Annotated in this window: 20 protein-coding genes and 1 pseudogene; 11 read left to right on the forward strand and 10 right to left on the reverse strand. The window is 63.8% G+C overall.

The annotated features are described in order from the left end of the window. The first annotated feature begins 12 nt into the window (after window positions 1-12). Genes AC3G7M_RS13470 through AC3G7M_RS13480 form a run of 3 tightly spaced genes read left to right on the forward strand, consistent with a single transcriptional unit; the run spans window position 13 to window position 2091 of the window. Window positions 13-687 (forward strand): amino acid ABC transporter permease, encoded by a 675-nt coding sequence (locus AC3G7M_RS13470; RefSeq protein WP_489212585.1) that lies wholly within the window; start codon window positions 13-15, stop codon window positions 685-687. Further along, window positions 687-1394 carry an amino acid ABC transporter permease gene (locus AC3G7M_RS13475; protein WP_489212586.1) on the forward strand — a complete coding sequence of 236 codons (708 nt, stop codon included), beginning with the start codon at window positions 687-689 and terminating at the stop codon, window positions 1392-1394. Before AC3G7M_RS13470 ends, AC3G7M_RS13475 begins: the two co-directional genes overlap by 1 nt. After that, complete coding sequence (locus AC3G7M_RS13480; protein WP_489212587.1) at window positions 1354-2091, forward strand: amino acid ABC transporter ATP-binding protein; 738 nt, start codon at window positions 1354-1356, stop codon at window positions 2089-2091. Before AC3G7M_RS13475 ends, AC3G7M_RS13480 begins: the two co-directional genes overlap by 41 nt. Here the strand turns inward: AC3G7M_RS13480 and AC3G7M_RS13485 are convergent. Both AC3G7M_RS13485 and AC3G7M_RS13490 read right to left on the reverse strand, forming a co-directional pair. Further along, entirely contained in the window at window positions 2085-2675 is a 591-nt protein-coding gene (locus tag AC3G7M_RS13485) for a nucleotidyltransferase family protein (protein WP_489212589.1), read from the reverse strand. The genes AC3G7M_RS13480 and AC3G7M_RS13485 overlap by 7 nt on opposite strands. Then, on the reverse strand, window positions 2672-3679 hold the full coding sequence (locus tag AC3G7M_RS13490) for an XdhC family protein (RefSeq protein WP_489212590.1): 1008 nt from the start codon (window positions 3677-3679) through the stop codon (window positions 2672-2674). The genes AC3G7M_RS13485 and AC3G7M_RS13490 overlap by 4 nt, the downstream gene beginning before the upstream one ends. A 157-nt stretch (window positions 3680-3836) precedes the next feature. Between AC3G7M_RS13490 and AC3G7M_RS13495 the strand changes: the two genes are divergently transcribed. Next, window positions 3837-4607, forward strand: coding sequence for an SDR family NAD(P)-dependent oxidoreductase (locus AC3G7M_RS13495; RefSeq protein ID WP_489212591.1), 771 nt, complete (start codon window positions 3837-3839; stop codon window positions 4605-4607). A gap of 38 nt (window positions 4608-4645) precedes the next feature. On the opposite strand, the gene AC3G7M_RS13500 is transcribed toward AC3G7M_RS13495, so the two are convergent. Genes AC3G7M_RS13500 through AC3G7M_RS13510 form a run of 3 tightly spaced genes read right to left on the reverse strand, consistent with a single transcriptional unit; the run spans window position 4646 to window position 7316 of the window. After that, window positions 4646-5473 carry a sugar phosphate isomerase/epimerase family protein gene (locus tag AC3G7M_RS13500; RefSeq protein ID WP_489212592.1) on the reverse strand — a complete coding sequence of 276 codons (828 nt, stop codon included), beginning with the start codon at window positions 5471-5473 and terminating at the stop codon, window positions 4646-4648. A 5-nt stretch (window positions 5474-5478) separates the two neighbouring features. Beyond that, window positions 5479-6315 (reverse strand): carbohydrate ABC transporter permease, encoded by an 837-nt coding sequence (locus AC3G7M_RS13505; RefSeq protein WP_489212593.1) that lies wholly within the window; start codon window positions 6313-6315, stop codon window positions 5479-5481. Beyond that, a complete protein-coding gene (locus tag AC3G7M_RS13510; RefSeq protein ID WP_489212594.1) occupies window positions 6312-7316 on the reverse strand; it encodes a carbohydrate ABC transporter permease in 1005 nt (334 codons plus the stop codon). The genes AC3G7M_RS13505 and AC3G7M_RS13510 overlap by 4 nt, the downstream gene beginning before the upstream one ends. A gap of 195 nt (window positions 7317-7511) precedes the next feature. On the opposite strand from AC3G7M_RS13510, the gene AC3G7M_RS13515 reads away from it, so the two are divergent. The 3 genes from AC3G7M_RS13515 (at window position 7512) to AC3G7M_RS13525 (ending at window position 10992) form a co-directional block, all read left to right on the forward strand. Beyond that, window positions 7512-8645, forward strand: a complete 1134-nt coding sequence (locus AC3G7M_RS13515) for a Gfo/Idh/MocA family protein (RefSeq protein WP_489212595.1) — start codon at window positions 7512-7514, stop codon at window positions 8643-8645. A gap of 24 nt (window positions 8646-8669) precedes the next feature. Then, window positions 8670-9617, forward strand: a complete 948-nt coding sequence (locus tag AC3G7M_RS13520; RefSeq protein ID WP_489212596.1) for an alpha/beta hydrolase — start codon at window positions 8670-8672, stop codon at window positions 9615-9617. Window positions 9618-9684: 67 nt separating this feature from the next. Beyond that, window positions 9685-10992, forward strand: coding sequence for an ABC transporter substrate-binding protein (locus AC3G7M_RS13525; RefSeq protein ID WP_489212598.1), 1308 nt, complete (start codon window positions 9685-9687; stop codon window positions 10990-10992). 30 nt (window positions 10993-11022) lie between these two features. Here AC3G7M_RS13525 and AC3G7M_RS13530 read toward each other — a convergent pair whose 3' ends face one another. Continuing rightward, complete coding sequence (locus tag AC3G7M_RS13530; RefSeq protein ID WP_489212599.1) at window positions 11023-11814, reverse strand: DeoR/GlpR family DNA-binding transcription regulator; 792 nt, start codon at window positions 11812-11814, stop codon at window positions 11023-11025. Between the two features lie 217 nt (window positions 11815-12031). On the opposite strand from AC3G7M_RS13530, the gene AC3G7M_RS13535 reads away from it, so the two are divergent. Both AC3G7M_RS13535 and AC3G7M_RS13540 read left to right on the forward strand, forming a co-directional pair. After that, on the forward strand, window positions 12032-13300 hold the full coding sequence (locus tag AC3G7M_RS13535) for an ADP-dependent glucokinase/phosphofructokinase (RefSeq protein WP_489212600.1): 1269 nt from the start codon (window positions 12032-12034) through the stop codon (window positions 13298-13300). 39 nt (window positions 13301-13339) lie between these two features. After that, window positions 13340-14362, forward strand: coding sequence for a hypothetical protein (locus AC3G7M_RS13540; protein WP_489212601.1), 1023 nt, complete (start codon window positions 13340-13342; stop codon window positions 14360-14362). Between the two features lie 45 nt (window positions 14363-14407). Here AC3G7M_RS13540 and AC3G7M_RS13545 read toward each other — a convergent pair whose 3' ends face one another. Next, window positions 14408-15106 (reverse strand): SDR family oxidoreductase, encoded by a 699-nt coding sequence (locus AC3G7M_RS13545; protein WP_489212602.1) that lies wholly within the window; start codon window positions 15104-15106, stop codon window positions 14408-14410. A 396-nt stretch (window positions 15107-15502) separates the two neighbouring features. Here AC3G7M_RS13545 and AC3G7M_RS13550 point away from each other — a divergent pair, with 396 nt between their 5' ends. Together AC3G7M_RS13550 and AC3G7M_RS13555 are read left to right on the forward strand one after the other, a co-directional pair. Further along, window positions 15503-16891, forward strand: a complete 1389-nt coding sequence (locus tag AC3G7M_RS13550; protein WP_489212603.1) for an APC family permease — start codon at window positions 15503-15505, stop codon at window positions 16889-16891. A gap of 171 nt (window positions 16892-17062) precedes the next feature. Further along, window positions 17063-17800, forward strand: a complete 738-nt coding sequence (locus AC3G7M_RS13555) for a helix-turn-helix domain-containing protein (protein WP_489212604.1) — start codon at window positions 17063-17065, stop codon at window positions 17798-17800. On the opposite strand, the gene AC3G7M_RS13560 is transcribed toward AC3G7M_RS13555, so the two are convergent. From AC3G7M_RS13560 to AC3G7M_RS13570, 3 genes and pseudogenes are all read right to left on the reverse strand, one after another. After that, entirely contained in the window at window positions 17779-18270 is a 492-nt protein-coding gene (locus AC3G7M_RS13560) for a GGDEF domain-containing protein (protein ID WP_489212605.1), read from the reverse strand. The two genes, AC3G7M_RS13555 and AC3G7M_RS13560, sit on opposite strands and share 22 nt — an antisense overlap. Before the next feature lie 152 nt (window positions 18271-18422). Continuing rightward, window positions 18423-18770: pseudogene (locus tag AC3G7M_RS13565) on the reverse strand (PAS domain-containing protein); the annotation flags it as partial. Window positions 18771-18894: 124 nt separating this feature from the next. Beyond that, a complete protein-coding gene (locus tag AC3G7M_RS13570; RefSeq protein ID WP_489212606.1) occupies window positions 18895-19338 on the reverse strand; it encodes a Spy/CpxP family protein refolding chaperone in 444 nt (147 codons plus the stop codon). Between the last annotated feature and the right edge of the window lie 41 nt (window positions 19339-19379).

Genomic DNA, 19379 nt, shown 5'->3' on the forward strand with positions numbered 1-19379 from the left:
CGCTTCAGGTCCATGCATTACGTCCTGCACTATGGCCAGATAGCGCCTTACCTTCCCTATCTGATCGGCGGCATGGCTATCAGCCTTGCGCTCAGCGTGCTGTCCTTCATCGGCGGCATGGTGATGGGATTGGTCTTTGCGGTTCTGCGCAATGAGGGCCATCCCATCGCCGCGCGCCTGGTGCGCATCTATGTCGCCTTCTTCACCAATACGCCGCAGCTGGTGCAGATCTACGTGATCTATTTCGGTCTGCCGGATTTCGGCATTCTGTTCTCACCCTTCGCCGCCGTGCTGATCGGCATGACGCTGAATGCGGCAGCCTACCTCACCGAAATTCTCCGCGCGGGTCTGGGCACCGTGCATGCGCAGGAGCTGGACGCGGCCGAAACCCTGGGCATGAACCGGCTGCAGACGCTGCGCCATGTCACGCTGCCGCACCTGTTCCGGGTGGCGATGCCGGCCTTGACCAATCAATATATTCTGATGACGCTTGGCACCTCGATGGCCGCCATCTTCGGGGTGGAGGAACTGACCGGCCGCGCCTTCAACATCAATTCCACCACCTTCCGCTCGATCGAGATTTTCACGACCGTCGCCGGGCTTTATGTCATCGTCACCTTCATCGCGACGATCCTGCTGGCCGTGGTCGGCCGCTGGGCCTTCCGTGCGCGCGTTCCGGTGCTGTGATGCTGAGCTTTCTGATCGCGGAAATTCCCCGCCTGTTCACGATCTATAACGTCATCCTGCTGCTCAAGGCCGCACTCACCACCGTGTCGCTGTCGGCCGTCGGCTGTGTCGTAGGGCTGTTCTGCGGCTTTATGCTCAGCCTCGCGCGGCTGTCGAAGCGTTCGGTCTTCTGGCCGCTGAAGGCGCTGGCGCTGATCTATGTCGAAATCCTGCGCCGCGTGCCCTTCCTCATCACGCTGATGATCTTCTTCTTCGGCGCGCAGGTTCTGGGCTTCAATGCGACGCCGCTGGTCATCGCCTTCATCAGCACCTCGGTCATCTCAACCGCTTTCGTGGCCGAGATCGTGCGTGCCGGTCTGCGCGCCGTGAAGCCAAGCCAGATGGAAGCGGCGGCGGTGATGAACTTCTCCGCCTGGCATATCTTCTGGCATGTCCGCCTGCCCCAGGCCTGGCCGCTGATCCTGCCGCCGGTCTTCGGCTATTTCGTGCTGTTCATCAAAGACACGGCGCTTGCGTCCCAGGTCGGCGTGCTGGAACTGACCCAGGCCGGCAAAATCCTCAATACCAAGGGTTTTTCGGCATCCCTCGTCTATGGGGCGGTGCTGATCCTCTATTTCCTCATTTCCTATCCTCTGGCCCGCTTCGGGGCCTATCTGGAGACACGGCTTGGCGCATCTCGACATTCGCGGCCTCGTCGCGCGCTATAACAACGCGACCGTGCTCGACGGGATTGACCTGTCGATCGAGCGCGGTGAGATCGTCAGCCTGATCGGCCCCTCGGGCTCAGGCAAAAGCACGCTGCTGCGCGTCATCAGCGGGCTGCTGCCGCCGCGCGCCGGCACCGTCACCTTGGCCGGCGAGACGATCAATTATGCAGACCGCCGCTCGCTCCGCCGGTCCCGCGACAAGCTTGCCATCGTCTTCCAGCAGTACAACCTGTTCGGCAATATGACTGTGCTGCGCAATGTGATGGTGGCCCCCGTCACCATCCAGAAGCGCGACCGCGCAACCGTGGAGGCTGAGGCGCGCGCTTTGCTCGACAAGGTCGGCCTTGGCGACAAGCTCACCGCCTACCCGGATGAACTGTCAGGCGGGCAGCAGCAGCGCGTGGCGATTGCCCGCGCACTGTGCCTGAAGCCTGACATCCTGCTGCTGGATGAGGTGACATCGGCGCTGGACCCCGAGCGCGTGGGCGAAGTGCTGGATACGGTGAAGATGCTGGCGGCCGACAATATGACGCTGCTCATCGTCTCGCATGAAATGGGTTTCGTCCGCGAAGTCTCGCACCGCGTTGCCTTCATGGCCGATGGCAGGATTCAGGAAATGGGACCGCCCGCGCAGATCTTCGGCCAGCCGCAGCAGAAGCGCACCCAGGCTTTCGTCAGCCGCATTCTGGGTCACTGACGCAGGCTCATCCCCGCGAATTGCGCGGGCGTGTCGAGATCGTCCAGAATGCCGGCGGTCTCCACCTCCAGCAGATGCAGGTCGGGGCTCGCGGCCAGGATGTCGCGCCCGCCTTTGTCCCCGGTCTGCGCGGCAAGTGCGGCGAAATGCGCGCGGCCCCATAGGATCGGGTTGCCTGGCTGACCGCGAAAGGTCGGGCGGATGATGCTGCGGCCGGCATCCGGCGAGAAAGCCGCCAGCATCGCCCGCAGCACGGCAGCCGGCACGAAGGGCATATCGCCCAGGCAGATCAGCGCGCCCGTGCAAGCCTCCGGCACGCCAGCGATCCCGGCGCGCAGGCTGGCGGACAGCCCCGCCGCGAAATCCCCGGCATGAATACGGGTCAGCGGCAGGTTGAAGCTTGCGCGCTCCACCTCCGCCCGCTCATGGCCGGTGACGAGGATCACCGGCGTGGCTCCACTCGCCAGCACTTGCGACAAGGTGGCCGTCAGCACCGTGCCGCCCGCGGGCCATGGCATCAGCAGCTTGTTCTGCGCGCCCATGCGGCGGGAAAGGCCGGCGGCCAGGACGATAGCCGCGATCATGGCCGTGCAAACTTTCCACGCCGGGCTGCAATCAGCGCCGCCAGGATGGACACCGCAATCTCATTCGGGCCGACCGCCCCGATATCGAGGCCGATCGGGGCGTCGATTCGCGCGAGCGCGGCCTCACCGACGCCAGTTTCGGCGAGCCGCTGCAGCCGCGCCGCATGGGTGCGGCGGGAGCCGAGCGCGCCGACATAGAAAACGGGTGCTGCCAGCGCTTCGGCCAAGGCCGGCTCATCGAATTTCGGATCATGGGTCAGGGTCACCACCGCCGTGCGCGCATCGAGTCCGAGTTCGGCGAAAGCGCGGTCCGGCCAGTCCAGGATCAGCCGCGCCTCGGGGAAGCGTTCCCGCGTGCAGAAACTGCTGCGCGCATCGACGACGATGACCTCAAACCCCGCCAGACGGGCCATGGGCGCCAAGGACTGCGCGATGCGTACCGCGCCGATGATGACAAGACGCGGGGCCGGATTGAAGGTTTCAATTAGGATTTCAATCCTATCCTTTGTCACCAGTACCGGTGCGTCCCGCGACAGGGCTGCGGCCGCCGTCTCCGCCAGATCATCCTCCCGCGTGATGACATGACCAGGGCCGCCATCCAAAGGACGCGCGATGGCGATGCTCTCCCGCATCTCTTGCGCCGCAAACAGCGCGGGCAAGAGATGCGTGGGCAGTGGTGCGACATAAATTTCAATCTCACCACCGCAGGCGAGACCGACCGACCAGGCAAGCTCATCGGTCACGCCGAAGCGCAGCCGTTCCGCGCCACCCTGGGCCAGCAGGCGCTCGGCGGTCTCGACGACCGCGCCTTCCACGCAGCCGCCACTGACGGCGCCGCTGATCCGGCCCATTCCGCTCACCACCATATGGCTACCGGCTCCACACGGCGCGCTGCCCCAGGTGCGCAGCACAGTGGCCAGCGCCACGGCCTCCCCTGCCTGCGTCCAGGCCCAGCCGTCTCGCAAAGGGTCCTGCATGCCTGCCATATCCTGACGCTCCGCCATGTCTGGCGATGCTGCATGAGTTGGCAGGACTTCGCCATAGGCTGACCAAGGCAGGGCTGTGGCGCCGTGGCGCGGCAATCCCCATTTTGTCAGCAGACTGGCCGATCGCGCTGCCGCATAAGACGGGGCTGCCCATAAGAAACTCCGGGAGACGCTGATGTATCGAGACAAATATGACCTCACCGGCAAGACCGCTTTCGTCACCGGCGGTGGGCGCGGCATTGGCCTTGCCTCGGCCATGGCGCTGGGCGAATGCGGGGCCAGGCCGATCATCGCCGACCGCGACCCGGCCGTGCTGGAAGACGGACTGGCGAAGCTCCGCGCGCTGTACCCGCAAGCCGAGGGCATTGTGTTGGACGTCACCCAGTCAGACGCGGTGACGGCGGCGGCCGACCGGTTCAATGCCGAAGGCGGTGTCGATATCCTGGTCGCCAATGCCGGCATCGCCTGGCCCGATACGGCGGGTGAAGACATGACCGACGATGTCTGGTTGAAGATGATCGATATCAATCTCAACGGCTGCTACTGGAGCTGCCGGGCGTTTGGCCGCCATATGCTGGCGCGGGGCGCGGGCAGCATCGTGACCGTGGGGTCCATGTCCGGCGTCATTTCCAACCGGCCGCAGCGCCAGGTGCATTACAATGCGGCCAAGGCCGCCGTGCATCACCTGACGCGATCGCTGGCTGGCGAATGGGCCGCCCGCGGCGTGCGGGTGAATTGCGTGGCGCCGACCTATGTCGATACCGCCATGTCAGGTACCGGCCTGCGGATTCCCGAACTTTCCAACATATGGCTTGAGAATACGCCAGCCCACCGCGCCGTGACGGCGGAGGAGATCGCCTCCGTCATCCTGTTCCTGGCGTCGGACGCGTCCAGCGCCCTGATGGGCGCCATCGTGATGGCCGATGTTGGCTATACGATCTGGTGACAGGTCTTGCCCTGCGCAGTCAGCAGACCGGCCAGATCCTAAAGGCCGAAGTCGCGCATGCGCGCACGGTTCTGTGCCACGGCCGCGGCAGGATCGGCCGCCGCCGTGGCTGACTCTTCCTCTACCACCAGCCAGCCGTTGAAATGGGGTGCCACCCGCACCGTCTCGATGACCGCGTCGATATCGCAATCCCCGGTGTCGAGCATGGCCCATTCCCCATCCTCATCGACGTCTTTGAGATGGAGATAGCGAATGCGGTCGCGATAGGTGCGCAGCACGTCAAGCATATCCTCATGCCCGCGCAGAATATGGCCGGTATCCGGCACCCAGCCGATCAGCGCAGGATCGGTCAAAGCAAAGATCGCGTCGTAATCGGCACGATTGAACAGAAGCGTATTGTGATGCGAACTCGGGTGCAAAGCGACGCCGACCCCTGCCCTTTGGCCCAGCCTGCCGGCGGCATTGTAGAAGCCGGCAGCGGCTGCGAATTTATCCGCGCGGTCCCCCGGCGACATGATCGTCGCACTGCCGAAGGAGACGAGCGCCCCCGGAAAATAGCCGGCAAAGGCAATGGCGTGTTCAGCGGCCGAGAGGTCAGCCTGCAGCATGGCAGGCTCGGTAAAGCCGCTGTCGCTGCCGATGGCGTAGGAAACCAGCGTCAAGCCATTCTGGGCGAGCGCGCCGGCGAAAGCCTGCGGGCGGTCGCGATAGTGACCGATCATCCGGTCTGTAATTTCGATCCCCGCATAGCCGGCCGCTGCGATCATCGCCAGCAGCGTGTCCGGGCCGTCCTGGTAGCGGTCGCCGAGCATTTCCCAGGTATAGGTCTGGCAGCCGAGTTGCAGACGCGGCGAGGTTTCGCCCATGCCAGTCATTCCTTTAATCCGCCCATGGTCAGGCCCTGGATGATATGCCGCTGGAAGATCAGCACGAGGATGATCAGCGGCAGCGTCACCACGGCGGACGCCGCAGAGATATCACCCCAGGGCACGTAATAGATATCGGTGAAATTCGCGATCCCGACCGGCACGGTCTGATGCTGGAAATTGGAGGTGAAGGCGAGTGCAAATAGGAATTCATTCCAGGCCGCGATAAAGGCGAGCAGGCCCGTCGTCACCAGGCTGGGCAGGGAAATGGGCAGGATAATCCGCCACAAAAGGCCGAGGGTGGACACGCCGTCCACGCGCCCGGCCTCGTCCATCTCTCGCGGCAACGTCTCGAAATAGCCGAACAGCACCCAGGTGACGAGCGGCAGGCCGAGGGCGAGATAGACGATGATGAGGCCGGTATAGGTGTCGAGCAAATTGAAGGATGAAGCGATGAGATACAACGGCCCGACGATCGCGATCTGCGGAAACATCGAGACCGACAGGATCACCATCAGCAATCCAAAACGGCCTCGCATGTTCAGGCGCGACAAGGCGAAGGCTGCGAACGTGCCAAAGGTCAGCGCGAAGGCGGTGGTCGCGAGTGCCACGATCAGCGAATTGCGCAGATAATATTGCAAATGCCGCTCAAAGAAGGCGTTTTTGTAATGCATCCAGGTGAAGGGATGCGGAATGAAGGAAGGTGTCGGGCCCGTCAGCGCACGATCGAGCTGGAAGGAGGTTGAGAACTGCCAGAGGAATGGCCCGGCGGACCAGATCAGCACCAGCAGCGCACCGCCATAGACGATGATGCTGCGCGCCATGTGTCGGGACGGGTTCATCGGCTTGCCCTCATCTGCCGCATGATGACGACACAGAAGCCAAGGGCGATGATGCCTTCGGTGATGAAGGTCGCCATCGTCATCGACGATCCGTAGCCGAACTGCAAAGTGGAAAACAAAACCTTGTAGCTGAGCGTCGACAATGTTTCGGTGGAATCGGCCGGACCGCCGCCCGTGAGCACATAAACGAGATCGAAGATGCGGAAGGCATCCAGCGCGCGAAACAGGCCGGCGATCAGCAGCGTGGGCCAGAGCAGCGGCAGGCGCACCTGCCAGAAGATGGACCAGGAAGAGGCGCCGTCGATCTTGGCCGCCTCGATCAGCGTCGGCGATATCGTCTGCAGGCCCGCCAGCAGCAGCAGCGCCATAAAGGGCGTCGTCTTCCAGACATCGGCCAGAATGATCGTGGCGAAAGCGGTATGGGTTGAGCCCAGAAAATTGACATTGGCACTCAGCAGCCCGGACTTCACGCCAAGATAGTTGATGACACCATGCTGGCCATCGAACAGCCAGCCGAACATTTTCGATGTCACCACCGTCGGCATCGCCCAGGGCACCAGCATGATGGCGCGCAGGAACGCACGGCCGGCGAAACGCTCAAACAGCAGCAAGGCCATCAGCACGCCGATGATCGTCTCCGCCGCCGTCGAGACGAAGGTGAAGATGATCGTATGCGTCCAGGCATTCCAGAACTGCCCATCATTGAACAGCGTGACGTAATTGGTCAGGCCGACGAAGGCACTTTCATTGGTGATGAGCGAGGTATTCGTCAGCGACAGCCAGATGCCGTTGAGAATCGGATAGAGCGAAACCGCGGCGAGTGCGACCAGCGCCGGCAGCAGCAGCGCCCAGCTGACCGCCGCCGCCTTCACGCGGTGGGGCCGGAAAAATCCATGACGGCCGGCACGCGTCTTTTTGGCTGCGACCGGCGGCTTTGCACGCGCGAATACCATATGGCGGCGGCCAGGCGCGGCCGATGCGTGGCTTTGTGCTCCCAGCATCCTGCACTCCCTTCCCATGCGCGGTCTTACGCCGCGTCACACAGGCAGGTTCCAGCAATCAATCCGCAGGGTCAAGCATAAATGCGCATAATGCTGCATCACGCCCTTGAGTTTCTGCGGCAATTGGCGCAGACAAATGCAGGTTTGCCGCCATAGGGCCAGCCATCGGAGCCAAGACACACAGAAGGTCAGGCGATGTCTCTCTTGCGTATCGGCGTTATCGGCTGCGGCAATATCGCCATGACCTATCTGCGCAATGCCGCCCTGTTTCGTGGCATTGCCGTCACGGCCTGCGCCGATCTGCTGCCCCAGCAGGCCGCTGTGCGGGCGGGCGAATTCGGGTTGCGCGCGATGACGGTGCCGGACCTGCTGGGGGCGCCCGATATTGACCTTGTGATCAATCTCACCGTGCCGGCGGCGCATGCCGACATCACCCATGCCGCGCTCGCCGCCGGCAAGCATGTCTTTACCGAAAAGCCGCTCGGTGTCACCGCCGCGGATGGCGCCCGCCTGGTGGCGGACGCCGCGGCGCGCGGCCTGATGCTGGGCTCGGCCCCCGATACCTTCCTGGGTGCGGCGGGCCGACAGGCCAGGCAGCTGCTGGATGACGGCGCCATCGGCCGCGTCGTGACCGGCACCGCCTTCATGATGGGACGGGGGATGGAGCACTGGCATCCCAATCCGGCCTTCTACTATCAGAAGGGCGGCGGCCCGGTGCTGGATATGGGCCCCTATTATATCACCATGCTGGTCAATCTGCTCGGCCCCGCCAAGCGCGTGATGGGCATGACAACCCAGGGCGCGGGAGAACGGCTGATCACCGCGCCCGGGCCGCTGCATGGCACAAGCTTTGCGGTCAGCACGCCGACGACACTGCTATCGCTGATCGAATTCACGAGCGGCGCCATCATCACCTTCGGCGCCAGCTGGGATGTCTACCGTCACAGCCAGGTACCGATCGCGCTCCATGGCACGGCGGGGTCGCTGCATCTGCCGGACCCGGACACCTTCGGCGGCACCATCAGCCTCAGCCGCCACGGCGCCGCTTGGGAAGACATCGACACCAGCGCGGATCTCTACGGCCAGATCAATTGGCCCTATACGGCGCCGGACCGCGCCAATTACCGCATGCTGGGCATCGCCGATCTCGCGGCCGGGTTGCGCGCCGGGCGGCCACCGCGGGCATCCGGTGCGCTGGCGCTGCATGTGCTGGAGATTCTGGAGGCGATCCTGCGCTCGGGCGAGAGCGGGCAGCCCGTCGAGATGACAACCACCGTCACCCAGCCGCCCCTGCTGGCCGAGCCTGACGCGCAATCCTACCTCGCCTGACACCGGAAGAGGCTGTGAAAACCGATGCTCGATTCTGATGCCCGCGCCGTCCTTCAAGCCCAGGCCGCCATGGGACGGCCGCCGATCGACACGCTGTCACCGGATGTCGCGAAACAGGTCTTTCTCGACACCTGCCCGCTGCTGCAGGGCCCGCGTGAGGCTGTCAGCACCGTGCGGGATATCGCCATTCCGACAACGGCCGGGGCTTTGGCCCTGCGCCTGTATCGCGGCCAGGGCTGCCCGGTTGAGGGCGCGCCGGCGCTGGTCTTTTTCCACGGCGGCGGCTGGGTATTGGGCGGATTGGACACGCATGACACGATCTGCCGCTGGATCGCGAATGATCTGGCCGGCGTCGTGCTGGCGGTCGATTACCGGCTGGCGCCGGAGCACCCCTTTCCGGCCGCCATCGACGATGCCGCCGCCGCCGTCGCTCACGCCCATCGCAACGCCGGCCATCTGGGCATCGACCCCCGCCGGGTCGCGGTGGGTGGGGACAGTGCCGGCGGCAATATCGCTGCCGTCATGGCGCTGATGGCGCGCGCGGGGGCGCTGCCTGCCCTGGCCTTCCAGATGCTGCTCTATCCCGTGACGGATGTCTCCGGCAGCCAGGACAGCTATCGCCGCTATGCCGACGGCTACGGGCTGACGACCGCCGCCATGCGGTGGTTCCGGGGCCACTACCTCGGCGCGCACGGCCGCCCGGATGACTGGCGCATCGCGCCATTGCGGGCCCCGGATGTGGCCGGCGCAGCACCTGCTTTCGTGCTCACGGCAGGTCACGACCCGCTGCATGACGAAGCGGTGGAGTATGCGTCCCGCCTGCGCGCCGCCGGCGTGACCGTGCTGCTCGATGAAAATCCCGGCCAGATCCACGGCTTCATCAGCATGGACCGCTTCATTGCGGCCGCACGCCCTGCTGTCACCCGTGCCACCAATTTCTGGCGGGAGGTTGAAGCCGCATCCCCGCGCTGACACCCCTGCCGCGCCTCTGCCTATGTCCGCACAAAACCAACAAAAACGCAGAAGGACAGATACGCCCATGACCAGCATCAAGACCGTCGCCACCGCCCCCGTGACCCGCCGCGCCACGCTGACCGCCGCCGGCATTGCCCTTGGGTCCGCCGCCCTGCCGGGCGGTATCCGGCGCGCCCGCGCGGCCGACCGCACGCAGATCACCTTCGCCAGCGCCAATTTCTACGGCAAGGAAACGATCGGCCAGATCGTCGATATCTATAACCAGTCGCAATCGAAGGTGCAGGTGACCTTCGTGCAATTACCGCCGCCCTCCTCCTCCACCGAAGTGCATCAGGCCCTGGTGCAGCAGCTGGCGCGGCGCAACGGCACGCCGGATGTCTTTACCCAGGACGTCATCTGGATCGCCGAATTCGCGAGCGCCGGCTGGGCGCTGCCGCTGGACAGCTACTTCCCGCAGAGCGTTCAGCAGGAATATTTTCCTGGGCTGATCCAGGCCTGCACCTTTCGCGGCAAGCTGACCGCCCTGCCCTGGCACGTCGATTCCGGCATGCTCTATTACCGCACGGATCTGCTCGCCCAGGCCGGCGCGCAAGTGCCGACGACCTGGCAGGAATTGACCGACACGGCGCAGAAAATCCAGAAATCCGGCGGCGCGAAATTCGGCTATCTGTGGCAGGGCAAGCAGGCGGAAGTGCTGGTCTGCGATCTGGTGGAAGTGGTGGGCTCGGCGGGTGGCGGCATTTTGGCCGCCGACGGAAAAACAGTACTGATCGCCGAGCCACCGGCCGTGGAAGGCGTGAAGTTCCTGTATGACACGATCACCACATCGAAGATCAGCCCCCAGGATGTGCTGAGCTGGGATGAGGAGCCGTCACGCGGGCCTTTCACCGCCGGCGACAGCGTGTTTCTGCGCAACTGGTCCTATGTCTACAAAATCGCTGAGGACAAGACATCCTCCTCGATCGCCGGCAAGGTCGGCGTGGCGCCCCTGCCGCATTTTCCGGGCCATAAGAGCGCGGCCTGCCTGGGCGGCTACCAATATGGCGTTAATGCCCATACCCAGAACCGCGAGGCCGCGATCGACTTCATCACCTGGATGTCCTCGCCCGATACGCAGCTGCGCATCGCGACGGGCCTCGGCCTGGCGCCCACCCGGCCGAGCGTCTTCGATCAGCCGGCCCTGATCCAAGCGCAGCCGTTCATGCATACGCTGAAGGATGTTTTCGTGGGTGCCACGCCGCGGCCGGTGACGCCGCTCTATCCGCAAGTGACGCTGGCACTGCAATCCGCCGTGTCGCGCGCTTTGGTCAGCGGCAATATTGAGGACGAACTCAACCGGGCAAAAAACAAGATCGCCAAGATCGTCGGCTGACCAGGGCCGGCTGTGGCGCGAGCGGCTGGGTCAGCCGCTCGCGATCACGACCTCGACCCCTGCCTGCGCCATCGCCTCGGTTATATGGGCGGGGGGCTGCGTGTCCGTCACCACATAATGCACGCGGCTGAAATCGGCGACATGGGCGAAGGCCGGGGCGTCGAATTTTGAGCTGTCGACGACGACGATTACCCGCCGTGCCGCGTCCATCATCTCGACCGTCACCTGCGCTTCCTCCAGCCGGCTGATCGATACCCCCGAGGCATCGATGCCGGTGACGCCAACTACGGCCGTATCGACGCTGATGCGCGCCGAGCCGGCGATTTTGACCGTGCCCACCGTGATCTGCGCGTTGTCCCAATAGGCACCGCCCAGCACGTAGATGCAGCGCGCGGCATTGCGCGGCACCATGGGCGGCAGCATCAGGTTATTGGTGACGATGGTGAGATCGCGCAGCCGGCCCAGTTCGGCGGCAAACGCGCAGGTGCTGGAGCCGCCATTCATGATCAGCGTCTCACCCTCGCGGATCAGCCCGGCCGCCGCCCGGCCGATCAGGCGTTTGGAGCCTGTCTGCTCCGTCATGCGGGACTGGAAGCGGGTTTCCCGCGCCACCAGCCCGTCGCTCGCCAGCGCGCCGCCATGGGTGCGCGTGAGCACGCCCTGACGTTCCAGCACCTGGAGATCACGCCGGATGGTATCGCGCGAGACACCGAACATGGTGGTGAGTTCGGCGACAGTGACATGCCCCTTGTGGCGGATGAAATCGACCAGGCTGCGCTGACGCGACCCCGGCAGGACGAAATCATCACTCGTTTCGCTCACAACCCATCTTTCCTTCGGCCAGACCCAGTTTCCGTATCACATCCGATCATGTCAGCGCTGGATGCGCCATATCGGGCGGGGATGCAAAGCAGCATATCGCATAAATGCGCACATTTCCAATTGACCTTGCGTCATTTTGCGTCAAATGTTGCATGAGAACGAGCGGTGAGAGGTCAGTCGCCGCCACAAGCCGCGAGACCCGCGGGGGGAAGAACACGTGCAACGCTATTGGCACGACGCCTATGTCGCACTTCACCAAAGACTGGGAGCCTACGCGGGCCAGGCCCGCTGGACCATGTGCGGTCTCTCGCTCTGCGTCGATGCCTTCACGCGATTGGACACGGCCGCCTGCCTGCAGCTTGCGGCGGGACCTGACCAGGCGCGCGCTTTGGGAGCCGAATTGCAGCGCCGTGCCGCCGCGGGCATCGGCGGCGAGCTGCGTTTCGATTGGGATGACGGCCCGGCCTGGCTCGATGCCCATCTCCCCATGCGGGTGGCCCTCGGCGGCACGCCCGCCCATGCCGCGCGGCTGCTGACGCGCCTGGGGGCACCCGCGCTGCTGGCGCTGCAGCATCGCGCGCCAGAACAGCTCGCCGTGCTGGACCCCGACATGCTGCTGGCGGGCGAAACCCCGGTGCGCGCGGCAGAAATGCTGCCCACCGGCGAGGACCGGCCGCGCGTCTATATCTTTGAATATACGGCGGGCGACCGCATCGGCGGCGCGACCCCGCCGCGCTCATCGCGCATCATCGTGCGGTTTCATGATTTCGATCTGGAGCAGGATGCCGATTTCGCGCGTCTGTCCACCCGTCTGGCGCGGGACAACCCGGGCTTGGGCTGCGGCATTGTCTCGGGCTTCAGCTCTTTAGGCGGCGGCGCGCGGCTGGACTCCGGCATCGCCTATGCCCGCGGGATCGCGGCCGATTGGACAGGCGGCGGCATCGGCACCATCCATTTGGAAATGGCGGGCTATGAAAGGCCCGAGTATCGCGACCGCGCCATCGCCGGCATGGCGGGGGCGATCACCTCCATCGGCATGAGCCTGTCGGAATTTCGCGCCATAGATCCAGACACGCCTGATCTGGCGGATGGCCTGCGCGGTCTGGGCCAGACGCTGGGCGTATCGCGCGTTACCGTGCATGCCGATGACTGGGCCATGAGCGCGACACGCGGCGACCCCGACCAGGAGCGCGAGGCGCTGATGATGGGGTGCTTTCTGGCCAGCGCCAGGGCCGCCGCTGGCGGCATGACGGTCCCCAACGGCTTGCCGGTGGAGGCGCAATTCTCCGCCCCGCCGCCTGAAGAGAGTTTGGGCGGCTGGCACATCGTCACCTGTCCCAGCCCGCATCTGCAGCAGCCGCGCACGACATTGGGACTGGGCGATACCTTCATGGCCGGCTGCCTTCTCGTGCTCGGCCAGCCCAGCTTGCCTGGCGTGCCGGCGGACCACGACACCACAACCGTCTTCGCGACGCCGCTGTCCTGAACAAACCCTTTCATCGATCCGTATCCGGGAGACCACCCCATGACCCGCCTTGACGAGAAGCTTGCCCGCATCATGTCCGGTGACTATCGCCGGGGCGATTTCATCATCGCCGATGCCAAGGACGGCGATATGGGGTCCGGCATCACCACCGGCGGCCCGCTTTATGATGGGGATGGCGCGCAGACCGGCTGGAAGACGCGGCGCGACTATCTGGATCAGATCACCGCAGTCGTGCGCCAGGATATCGTCGATATCATGCTGACCTCGGCCTCCAATATGGAGCGGCTGCACCAGGAAGGCGTCTACAAGGGATCAGCGGTGAAGCCCGCCATCCGCGCCAATGACGCGACGGATTGCTGGGGCGGCGTGCGTGGATCTTCCTATGCCAAGGAAATGTCGCGCCCCTTCCGCACCGCCAATATCGCGCAGGTCATGTATGGCAAGCAGGACGGCAAGAAGGGCGATCCGATCACCGGTACCGATCTTGGCCTTTATTCCATCACCTTCAACAATGACCTTGATGCCGATATGCGCTCGCTTGATGCATTCGCGGCCTTTCGGGATGAGGCGGTACGCCTCGGCTTCACCTATTTCCTGGAAGTCTTCAATCCCAATGCGCCGGTGGGGCTGACGCCGGACACCGCACCAGGCTTCATGAATGACTGCCTGCTGCGCTGCCTCTCCGGCCTGACGCAGGTGGAGCGTCCGCGCTTCCTGAAGATCCCCTTCAATGGCCATCGCGCCATTGCCGAATTGGCGGACTACGATCCCTCGGTCGTCATCGGCGTGCTGGGCGGCGGGGCCGGCACCACGCGCGATACCTTTGAACTGCTGCGCCAGGCCGAACGCGCGGGCGCCAGGCTTGCTCTGTTCGGTCGCAAGATCAACCTGGCGGAATCACCGCGGACGCTGCTCACCTTCATGCGGGCGGTCGCCGATGGCGACGTCTCCCCCTCCGACGCGGTACGCGCCTATCATGATGCGCTGGCCAAGGAAGGTTTGCGCCCGCGCCGCAAGCTGGAAGCCGATCAGGACATCACCGAAGCCGTTCTGCGCAGCTGAGCCGAAAGGCCGGATCGGCTTTCAGCCGATCCGGCCTTTCGTTTTTCAGCAGGCGGTAAAGCCGCCGTCGATCGGCAGGGAGACGCCGGTGATCATGGATGCGCCGTCACCGAGCAGAAACACGATCGGCGAAGCGATTTCATCTTCCGTCGCCCAACGGTGCAGCGGCATCTGCTGCAGAAAGGGATCGCCGATATCCGGCCGCCCCCAATAGAAGGCCGACATCTCGGTCATCACCACCGTCGGGTTCACGCTATTGACGCGAATATTGTAGCGGCCGAGTTCGAGGGCCGAAACACGCGTGATATTGTCAAGCGCCGCCTTGGATGAGCCGTAGGAAATATGGCCCTTCAGCGCCACCAGCGCTGCCTGGCTGGAGACATTGACGATCGATCCGCCTTTACCGAGCCGGATCATGGATTGCGACGCATATTTCGTCACCAACAGCGCGCCGCGCGCATTGACGCTGATGACGCGGTCGAAGACTGCAATATCGGTCTCCATCGGCGTTGCAATCTCACCGCCGAAACCGCCGCAATTGACGACGCCCCAGAGATCGAGCCCTTCCAGCGCACCTCGCACGCTGTCTTCCGAGGAAAGCTCGAAGGCCAGGCTGCGGCAGCCGGTCTCCGCCACCAATTTTTCCAAGGCTTCCAGGGACCGACCGCTTGCAATGACATCGGCACCGGCCGCGACCAGCTGACGCACCGTCGCCCCACCAATGCCGCCTGAGGCTCCCGTCACCAAAATCGTCCGTCCGTCCAGACCCCACATTGGCATTTCCCCTTTTTTTATCTGTGCTTTTGGCTTTGCGCGACCGACCGAAACAGCGACCGGTATGCCAGAAAATGATAGGCGCAACGGACCGTTCTGTCAGGCGCAAACTTGGTCCGGGCACGCTTCACGGATGCCGTCTCTGGGCCGCTCGGACGTGGCTGGCGGCCGCCGGCCGGCGTTGCCGCAAGGTGAGGCAGTTTAGGCGGCAGTTTGATTGCGTTTTAGGCAATCCCGGGCTGGAGGGCCTTTTTTTGCCGTCCAGCCCCGCGAAATCGCATTGCTACCCCTAGTAAACATATTTACCCTCCAGGAAACTGTACCGCATATCAGCCGGCTGCATGTCCCATCAGGAGATCATCGCCTATGTCGGAATTACGCAAAGATAGTCTCACCTTTCTCGAAGCCTTAGGTCAGTCGGTCGCCAATGTGTCCCCCACCCTGACACCGGCGATCGCGGTGGCGGTCGTGGCCGGCATGGCGGGCACCGCCTCCTGGCTGGTCTATGTGCTGGCGACCATCGCGCTCGTCATCATCGGCGTGAATATCGGCAAGCTTGCCGGCAAGATATCCGCGGCCGGCTCCTTCTTTCTGTATGTGTCGCGCGGACTGGGACCGTCCTGGGGAATTCTGTCCGGCTGGGCGATGCTGTCCGCCTATCTGTTCACGGCCATGGCGCTCACCGCCGCAACCGCCTTGTTTTTGCAGGATCTGCTCTCGGCCTTTGGCGTGCCCCTGTTGCCGCGCGCCATTCTCTTTGCCGTCATTTCGATCGGCGTCTGGCTTCTAGCGGTGCGGGATATCCGCATCTCCTCCCGCATCGGTCTGACGATCGAAGCAATTTCGATGTCGATTATCCTCATCGTCTGCTTCATTTCCTGGCAGGCTCATGGTTTTGCCCTGGATATCAAGCAGGATACGCTGGCCGGCGCGTCCTTCGGGTCTGTCGCGCAAGCCATCGTCTTCGGAATATTTTCCTATGTTGGTTTCGAGAGTGCGGCGACGCTCGGCAAGGAGACGCGCAATCCGCATCGGGTCATTCCCCGCGCGGTGATCCTGACGCCTATCATTGCCGGCATCTTCTTCATCATCACCACCTACGTGATCACGCAGGGATTTGGTGATAATGCAACCAAACTCGGCGCCAGCAGCGGCCCGATGAGCGATCTCGTCTCTGGCAAAAGTGCAGTACTGACGCTGGTGATCTATGTTGGTGCGGCGATCAGCTGCTTTGCCTGCGCGCTTGCGTCCATCAATGCCTTCAGCCGCATGCTGTATTCGCTCGGCCGCTATCAGCTGATGCATCGCAGCATGGGTTTCGTCCATGACAGCCACAAGACGCCGCATATCGCCGTCACCGTCGGTTGCGTGCTGAACTTTCTGGTCTGCGCGGGATTCAGCCGCTGCGCCTATACCGATCTGCTCGGCTATTTCGGCACGATCGCGAGTTTTGGCTTTATCCTGGTCTATATGGCCTGCTCGATGGCAGCCCCCGCACTGCTGCGCAAACTCGGCGAGGCCAAGCCGATCGACTATATCATGGGGACGCTCGGCACCGTGCTGATGATCCTGTCGCTCATCGGCAGCGTCTATCCGGTGCCGGCCGCGCCCTATAACTACCTGCCCTATGGTTTCGCGATCTACATGCTCATCGGCGTGGTCTGGTTCGTGGTATTGAAAACCCGCATGCCCCAGACCCTGCTTGGCCTTGCCCATGACATGGAAACGGCGGATCTCGATCTGCGCAAAACCTGATAGCCTGGCAGCAAAGGCCGGCCCTCTCTGCCCGAGAGCGCCGGCCTTTGATTGACAGCGGTTTGATCAGGGCATTTCAGCCTATGCGGCCCAGCCTGTGCGGCCCAGGCAATGCCGTGCTAGGCTGGCGCCCAAGGACCCTGATAAGATTGATCGGTTATGGCCAGTAAAGTGAAGACAACCGCAAAGACCGAGGCGAAGGCACCATCCGATGCCATCGCGCAGATCGTCGAGCGGCTGGGCAGCACCACCGGCGTCTCGGCGCCGCTGATCCCGGGCACCGGCAAATTCAACGGCCAGGACCCGCATGGGCTGGTCGGCGCGCGCGACTCCATCCTCGAAGTGGCCATCGGGCGGGAGGTGCGGGCCTGCCGCAACAAGCTGGGCATTACCGTGGCCGACTTGGCCGCCGCCGCCGGCCTCTCGCTCGGCATGCTCTCCAAGATCGAAAACGGGGTTACCTCACCGTCGCTCACCACGCTGCAGGCTTTGTCGAAAGCGCTCGGCGTGCCCATCACCTCCTTCTTCACGCGCTATGAGGAGCAGCGGGAGGTCATCTTCGTCAAAGCCGGAGAAGGTCTTGCCATCGAGCGGCGCGGCACGCGCAACGGCCATCAATACCATCTGCTGGGCTATACCGGGAACCAAACCTCCCGCGTCGTTGTGGAACCCTATCTGATCACGCTGACGACGGAGTCCGACGTCTTTCCCCTGTTCCAGCATGCCGGCATGGAGTTTCTCTATATGCTGGAGGGCGAGGTCGTGTACCGCCATGCCGACAAGCGCTATACGATGACACCGGGCGATAGCCTGTTTTTTGACGCGGACGCGCCGCACGGGCCGGAAGTGATGGTCACCCTGCCGATCCGCTTCCTGTCCATCATCTCCTATGCCCGCGGCGATGAGTAGCGCGACCCCACCGCATCGTCCTTCACCTCAGGCGTCAGCACCCGTCCGTCAATCACCGTCATGCTGCGGCCACCCTGCTTCGCCTCATAGAGCGCGGCGTCGGCGCGGCTGAACATGTCGCGCGGCGATTCGCGCCAGGCGCGCGTTGCGACGCCGATTGACACACTCAACACCAGCGATTGCCCCTGCCAGACGACCGGCTCGCACAAAGCGGTCTGCAGAGCGCCGAGCACACGCTCGAAAAAGGCACGCCGGCGGGTTCCCTGAATGACGAAGACGAATTCGTCTCCGCCGTAGCGCATGGCAGCGCCATATTCGCCCACCACGCGGCGCAGCCGGTCTGCCGTGGCGCGCAGGCATTCATCGCCCGCCGGGTGGCCGAAGCAGTCGTTGATCTGCTTGAAATTGTCGATGTCGACGACGCCGAGACTGCTGATGTTTCCTCCTGGCCGGTCAGAATGGCGTGCCACAGCTCCTCGAAACACCAGCGGTTGGGCAGGCCGGTCAGGGCGTCGAATTCGGCGCGCTGGCGCAGCCTGTCCCAGGCGTCGCGCTCAGCCGTGATATCCTGCATGGAGCCGACAAGACGGGTGGGCCGGCCGTCGTCGAGCATCACCCCGGCATTGATGCGCAGCCAGCGCAGACCCCTGCCCTCGGCCCAGATTCGCGCCTCCAGCGTAAAGCTGCCGCCCTGACCAATGATATGGGCCCATAGGGTTTCCAACCGGATGCGGCAATCGTCATGGAACATCTGCAGGATGGCGCTACGCTGCAGGGGCGTGCCGGGCGGCAGCCCGAACATCTCATAGACGCCATCATTCCAGGACATCCGGTCGGTAACCAGCTCCCACTCCCACACCCCGACATCCGCGCAATGGCTTGCTGGCAGAACGGTCAAGGAACGATCTGCCAGCAGGGAGCGTATTGGCACTTTGGCAGATCCGCCTGATCGTATGTTGCGCGATAGCATCAATTCGCTACCGACATACCCGGCGGAAGGTTGTCATTGGCTTAATACAACCCGGGTGCTGGCGCGGCTTTCTTGCCCGCGAAACGCCCTATGCGCGAAACCCTCAGAAACACCCGGAACAGCCTTACCTGTGCGCGGCGGTCGCTTGCGCGCGGAACAGCAGGTCGGCGGTCTGTTTCTGCGCCGGGGACAACTGGCCGTAGAGCGTGCCGAAAGCATCGGCAAGCTTTTGTGTATTGTCGGCATAGGCGCGCGCCACCTGGGCATAGGACTGCATGTTCTGCACTGCGTTCATGCTGGCCGCCGTTTGGGCCCGCTGCACGAACAGCGCGTCCGTGCCGGCTGCATTGTCGCGCATGGTCTGGGCGAAGGCGTCCCAGGCGGGGGTTTCGGCCGTTGTGATGGCGAGGCGCGCCTGCAAAGCCGCGATGCGCTGGTCAATCGCCTTGGCCGTGCTGCCGCTCATCTCGGTCGTGGCGGCCTGAGCGGCCGTGCTGTGGAGATAGCCGAGGCCAGGCAGCAGCGACAGAGCCAGAGCCGCGGCGCGCAGTGTCAGAATGGTCTTCATGATCGTCCTATGTGCTTTCAAAGATGGTCGTGAAACGGGCT

The organism is Acidisoma sibiricum (assembly GCF_057837225.1).

Excerpts from the sequence above, each read along its gene's own strand:
- AC3G7M_RS13470 (WP_489212585.1), top strand. The coding sequence starts at position 13 with ATGCATTACGTCCTGCACTATGGCCAGATAGCGCCTTACCTTCCCTAT.
- AC3G7M_RS13505 (WP_489212593.1), bottom strand. The coding sequence starts at position 6,315 with ATGAACCCGTCCCGACACATGGCGCGCAGCATCATCGTCTATGGCGGT.
- AC3G7M_RS13495 (WP_489212591.1), top strand. The coding sequence starts at position 3,837 with ATGTATCGAGACAAATATGACCTCACCGGCAAGACCGCTTTCGTCACC.
- AC3G7M_RS13550 (WP_489212603.1), top strand. The coding sequence starts at position 15,503 with ATGTCGGAATTACGCAAAGATAGTCTCACCTTTCTCGAAGCCTTAGGT.
- AC3G7M_RS13475 (WP_489212586.1), top strand. The coding sequence starts at position 687 with ATGCTGAGCTTTCTGATCGCGGAAATTCCCCGCCTGTTCACGATCTAT.
- AC3G7M_RS13570 (WP_489212606.1), bottom strand. The coding sequence starts at position 19,338 with ATGAAGACCATTCTGACACTGCGCGCCGCGGCTCTGGCTCTGTCGCTG.
- AC3G7M_RS13500 (WP_489212592.1), bottom strand. The coding sequence starts at position 5,473 with ATGGGCGAAACCTCGCCGCGTCTGCAACTCGGCTGCCAGACCTATACC.
- AC3G7M_RS13485 (WP_489212589.1), bottom strand. The coding sequence starts at position 2,675 with ATGATCGCGGCTATCGTCCTGGCCGCCGGCCTTTCCCGCCGCATGGGC.
- AC3G7M_RS13540 (WP_489212601.1), top strand. The coding sequence starts at position 13,340 with ATGACCCGCCTTGACGAGAAGCTTGCCCGCATCATGTCCGGTGACTAT.
- AC3G7M_RS13510 (WP_489212594.1), bottom strand. The coding sequence starts at position 7,316 with ATGCTGGGAGCACAAAGCCACGCATCGGCCGCGCCTGGCCGCCGCCAT.
- AC3G7M_RS13490 (WP_489212590.1), bottom strand. The coding sequence starts at position 3,679 with ATGGCGGAGCGTCAGGATATGGCAGGCATGCAGGACCCTTTGCGAGAC.
- AC3G7M_RS13515 (WP_489212595.1), top strand. The coding sequence starts at position 7,512 with ATGTCTCTCTTGCGTATCGGCGTTATCGGCTGCGGCAATATCGCCATG.
- AC3G7M_RS13525 (WP_489212598.1), top strand. The coding sequence starts at position 9,685 with ATGACCAGCATCAAGACCGTCGCCACCGCCCCCGTGACCCGCCGCGCC.
- AC3G7M_RS13520 (WP_489212596.1), top strand. The coding sequence starts at position 8,670 with ATGCTCGATTCTGATGCCCGCGCCGTCCTTCAAGCCCAGGCCGCCATG.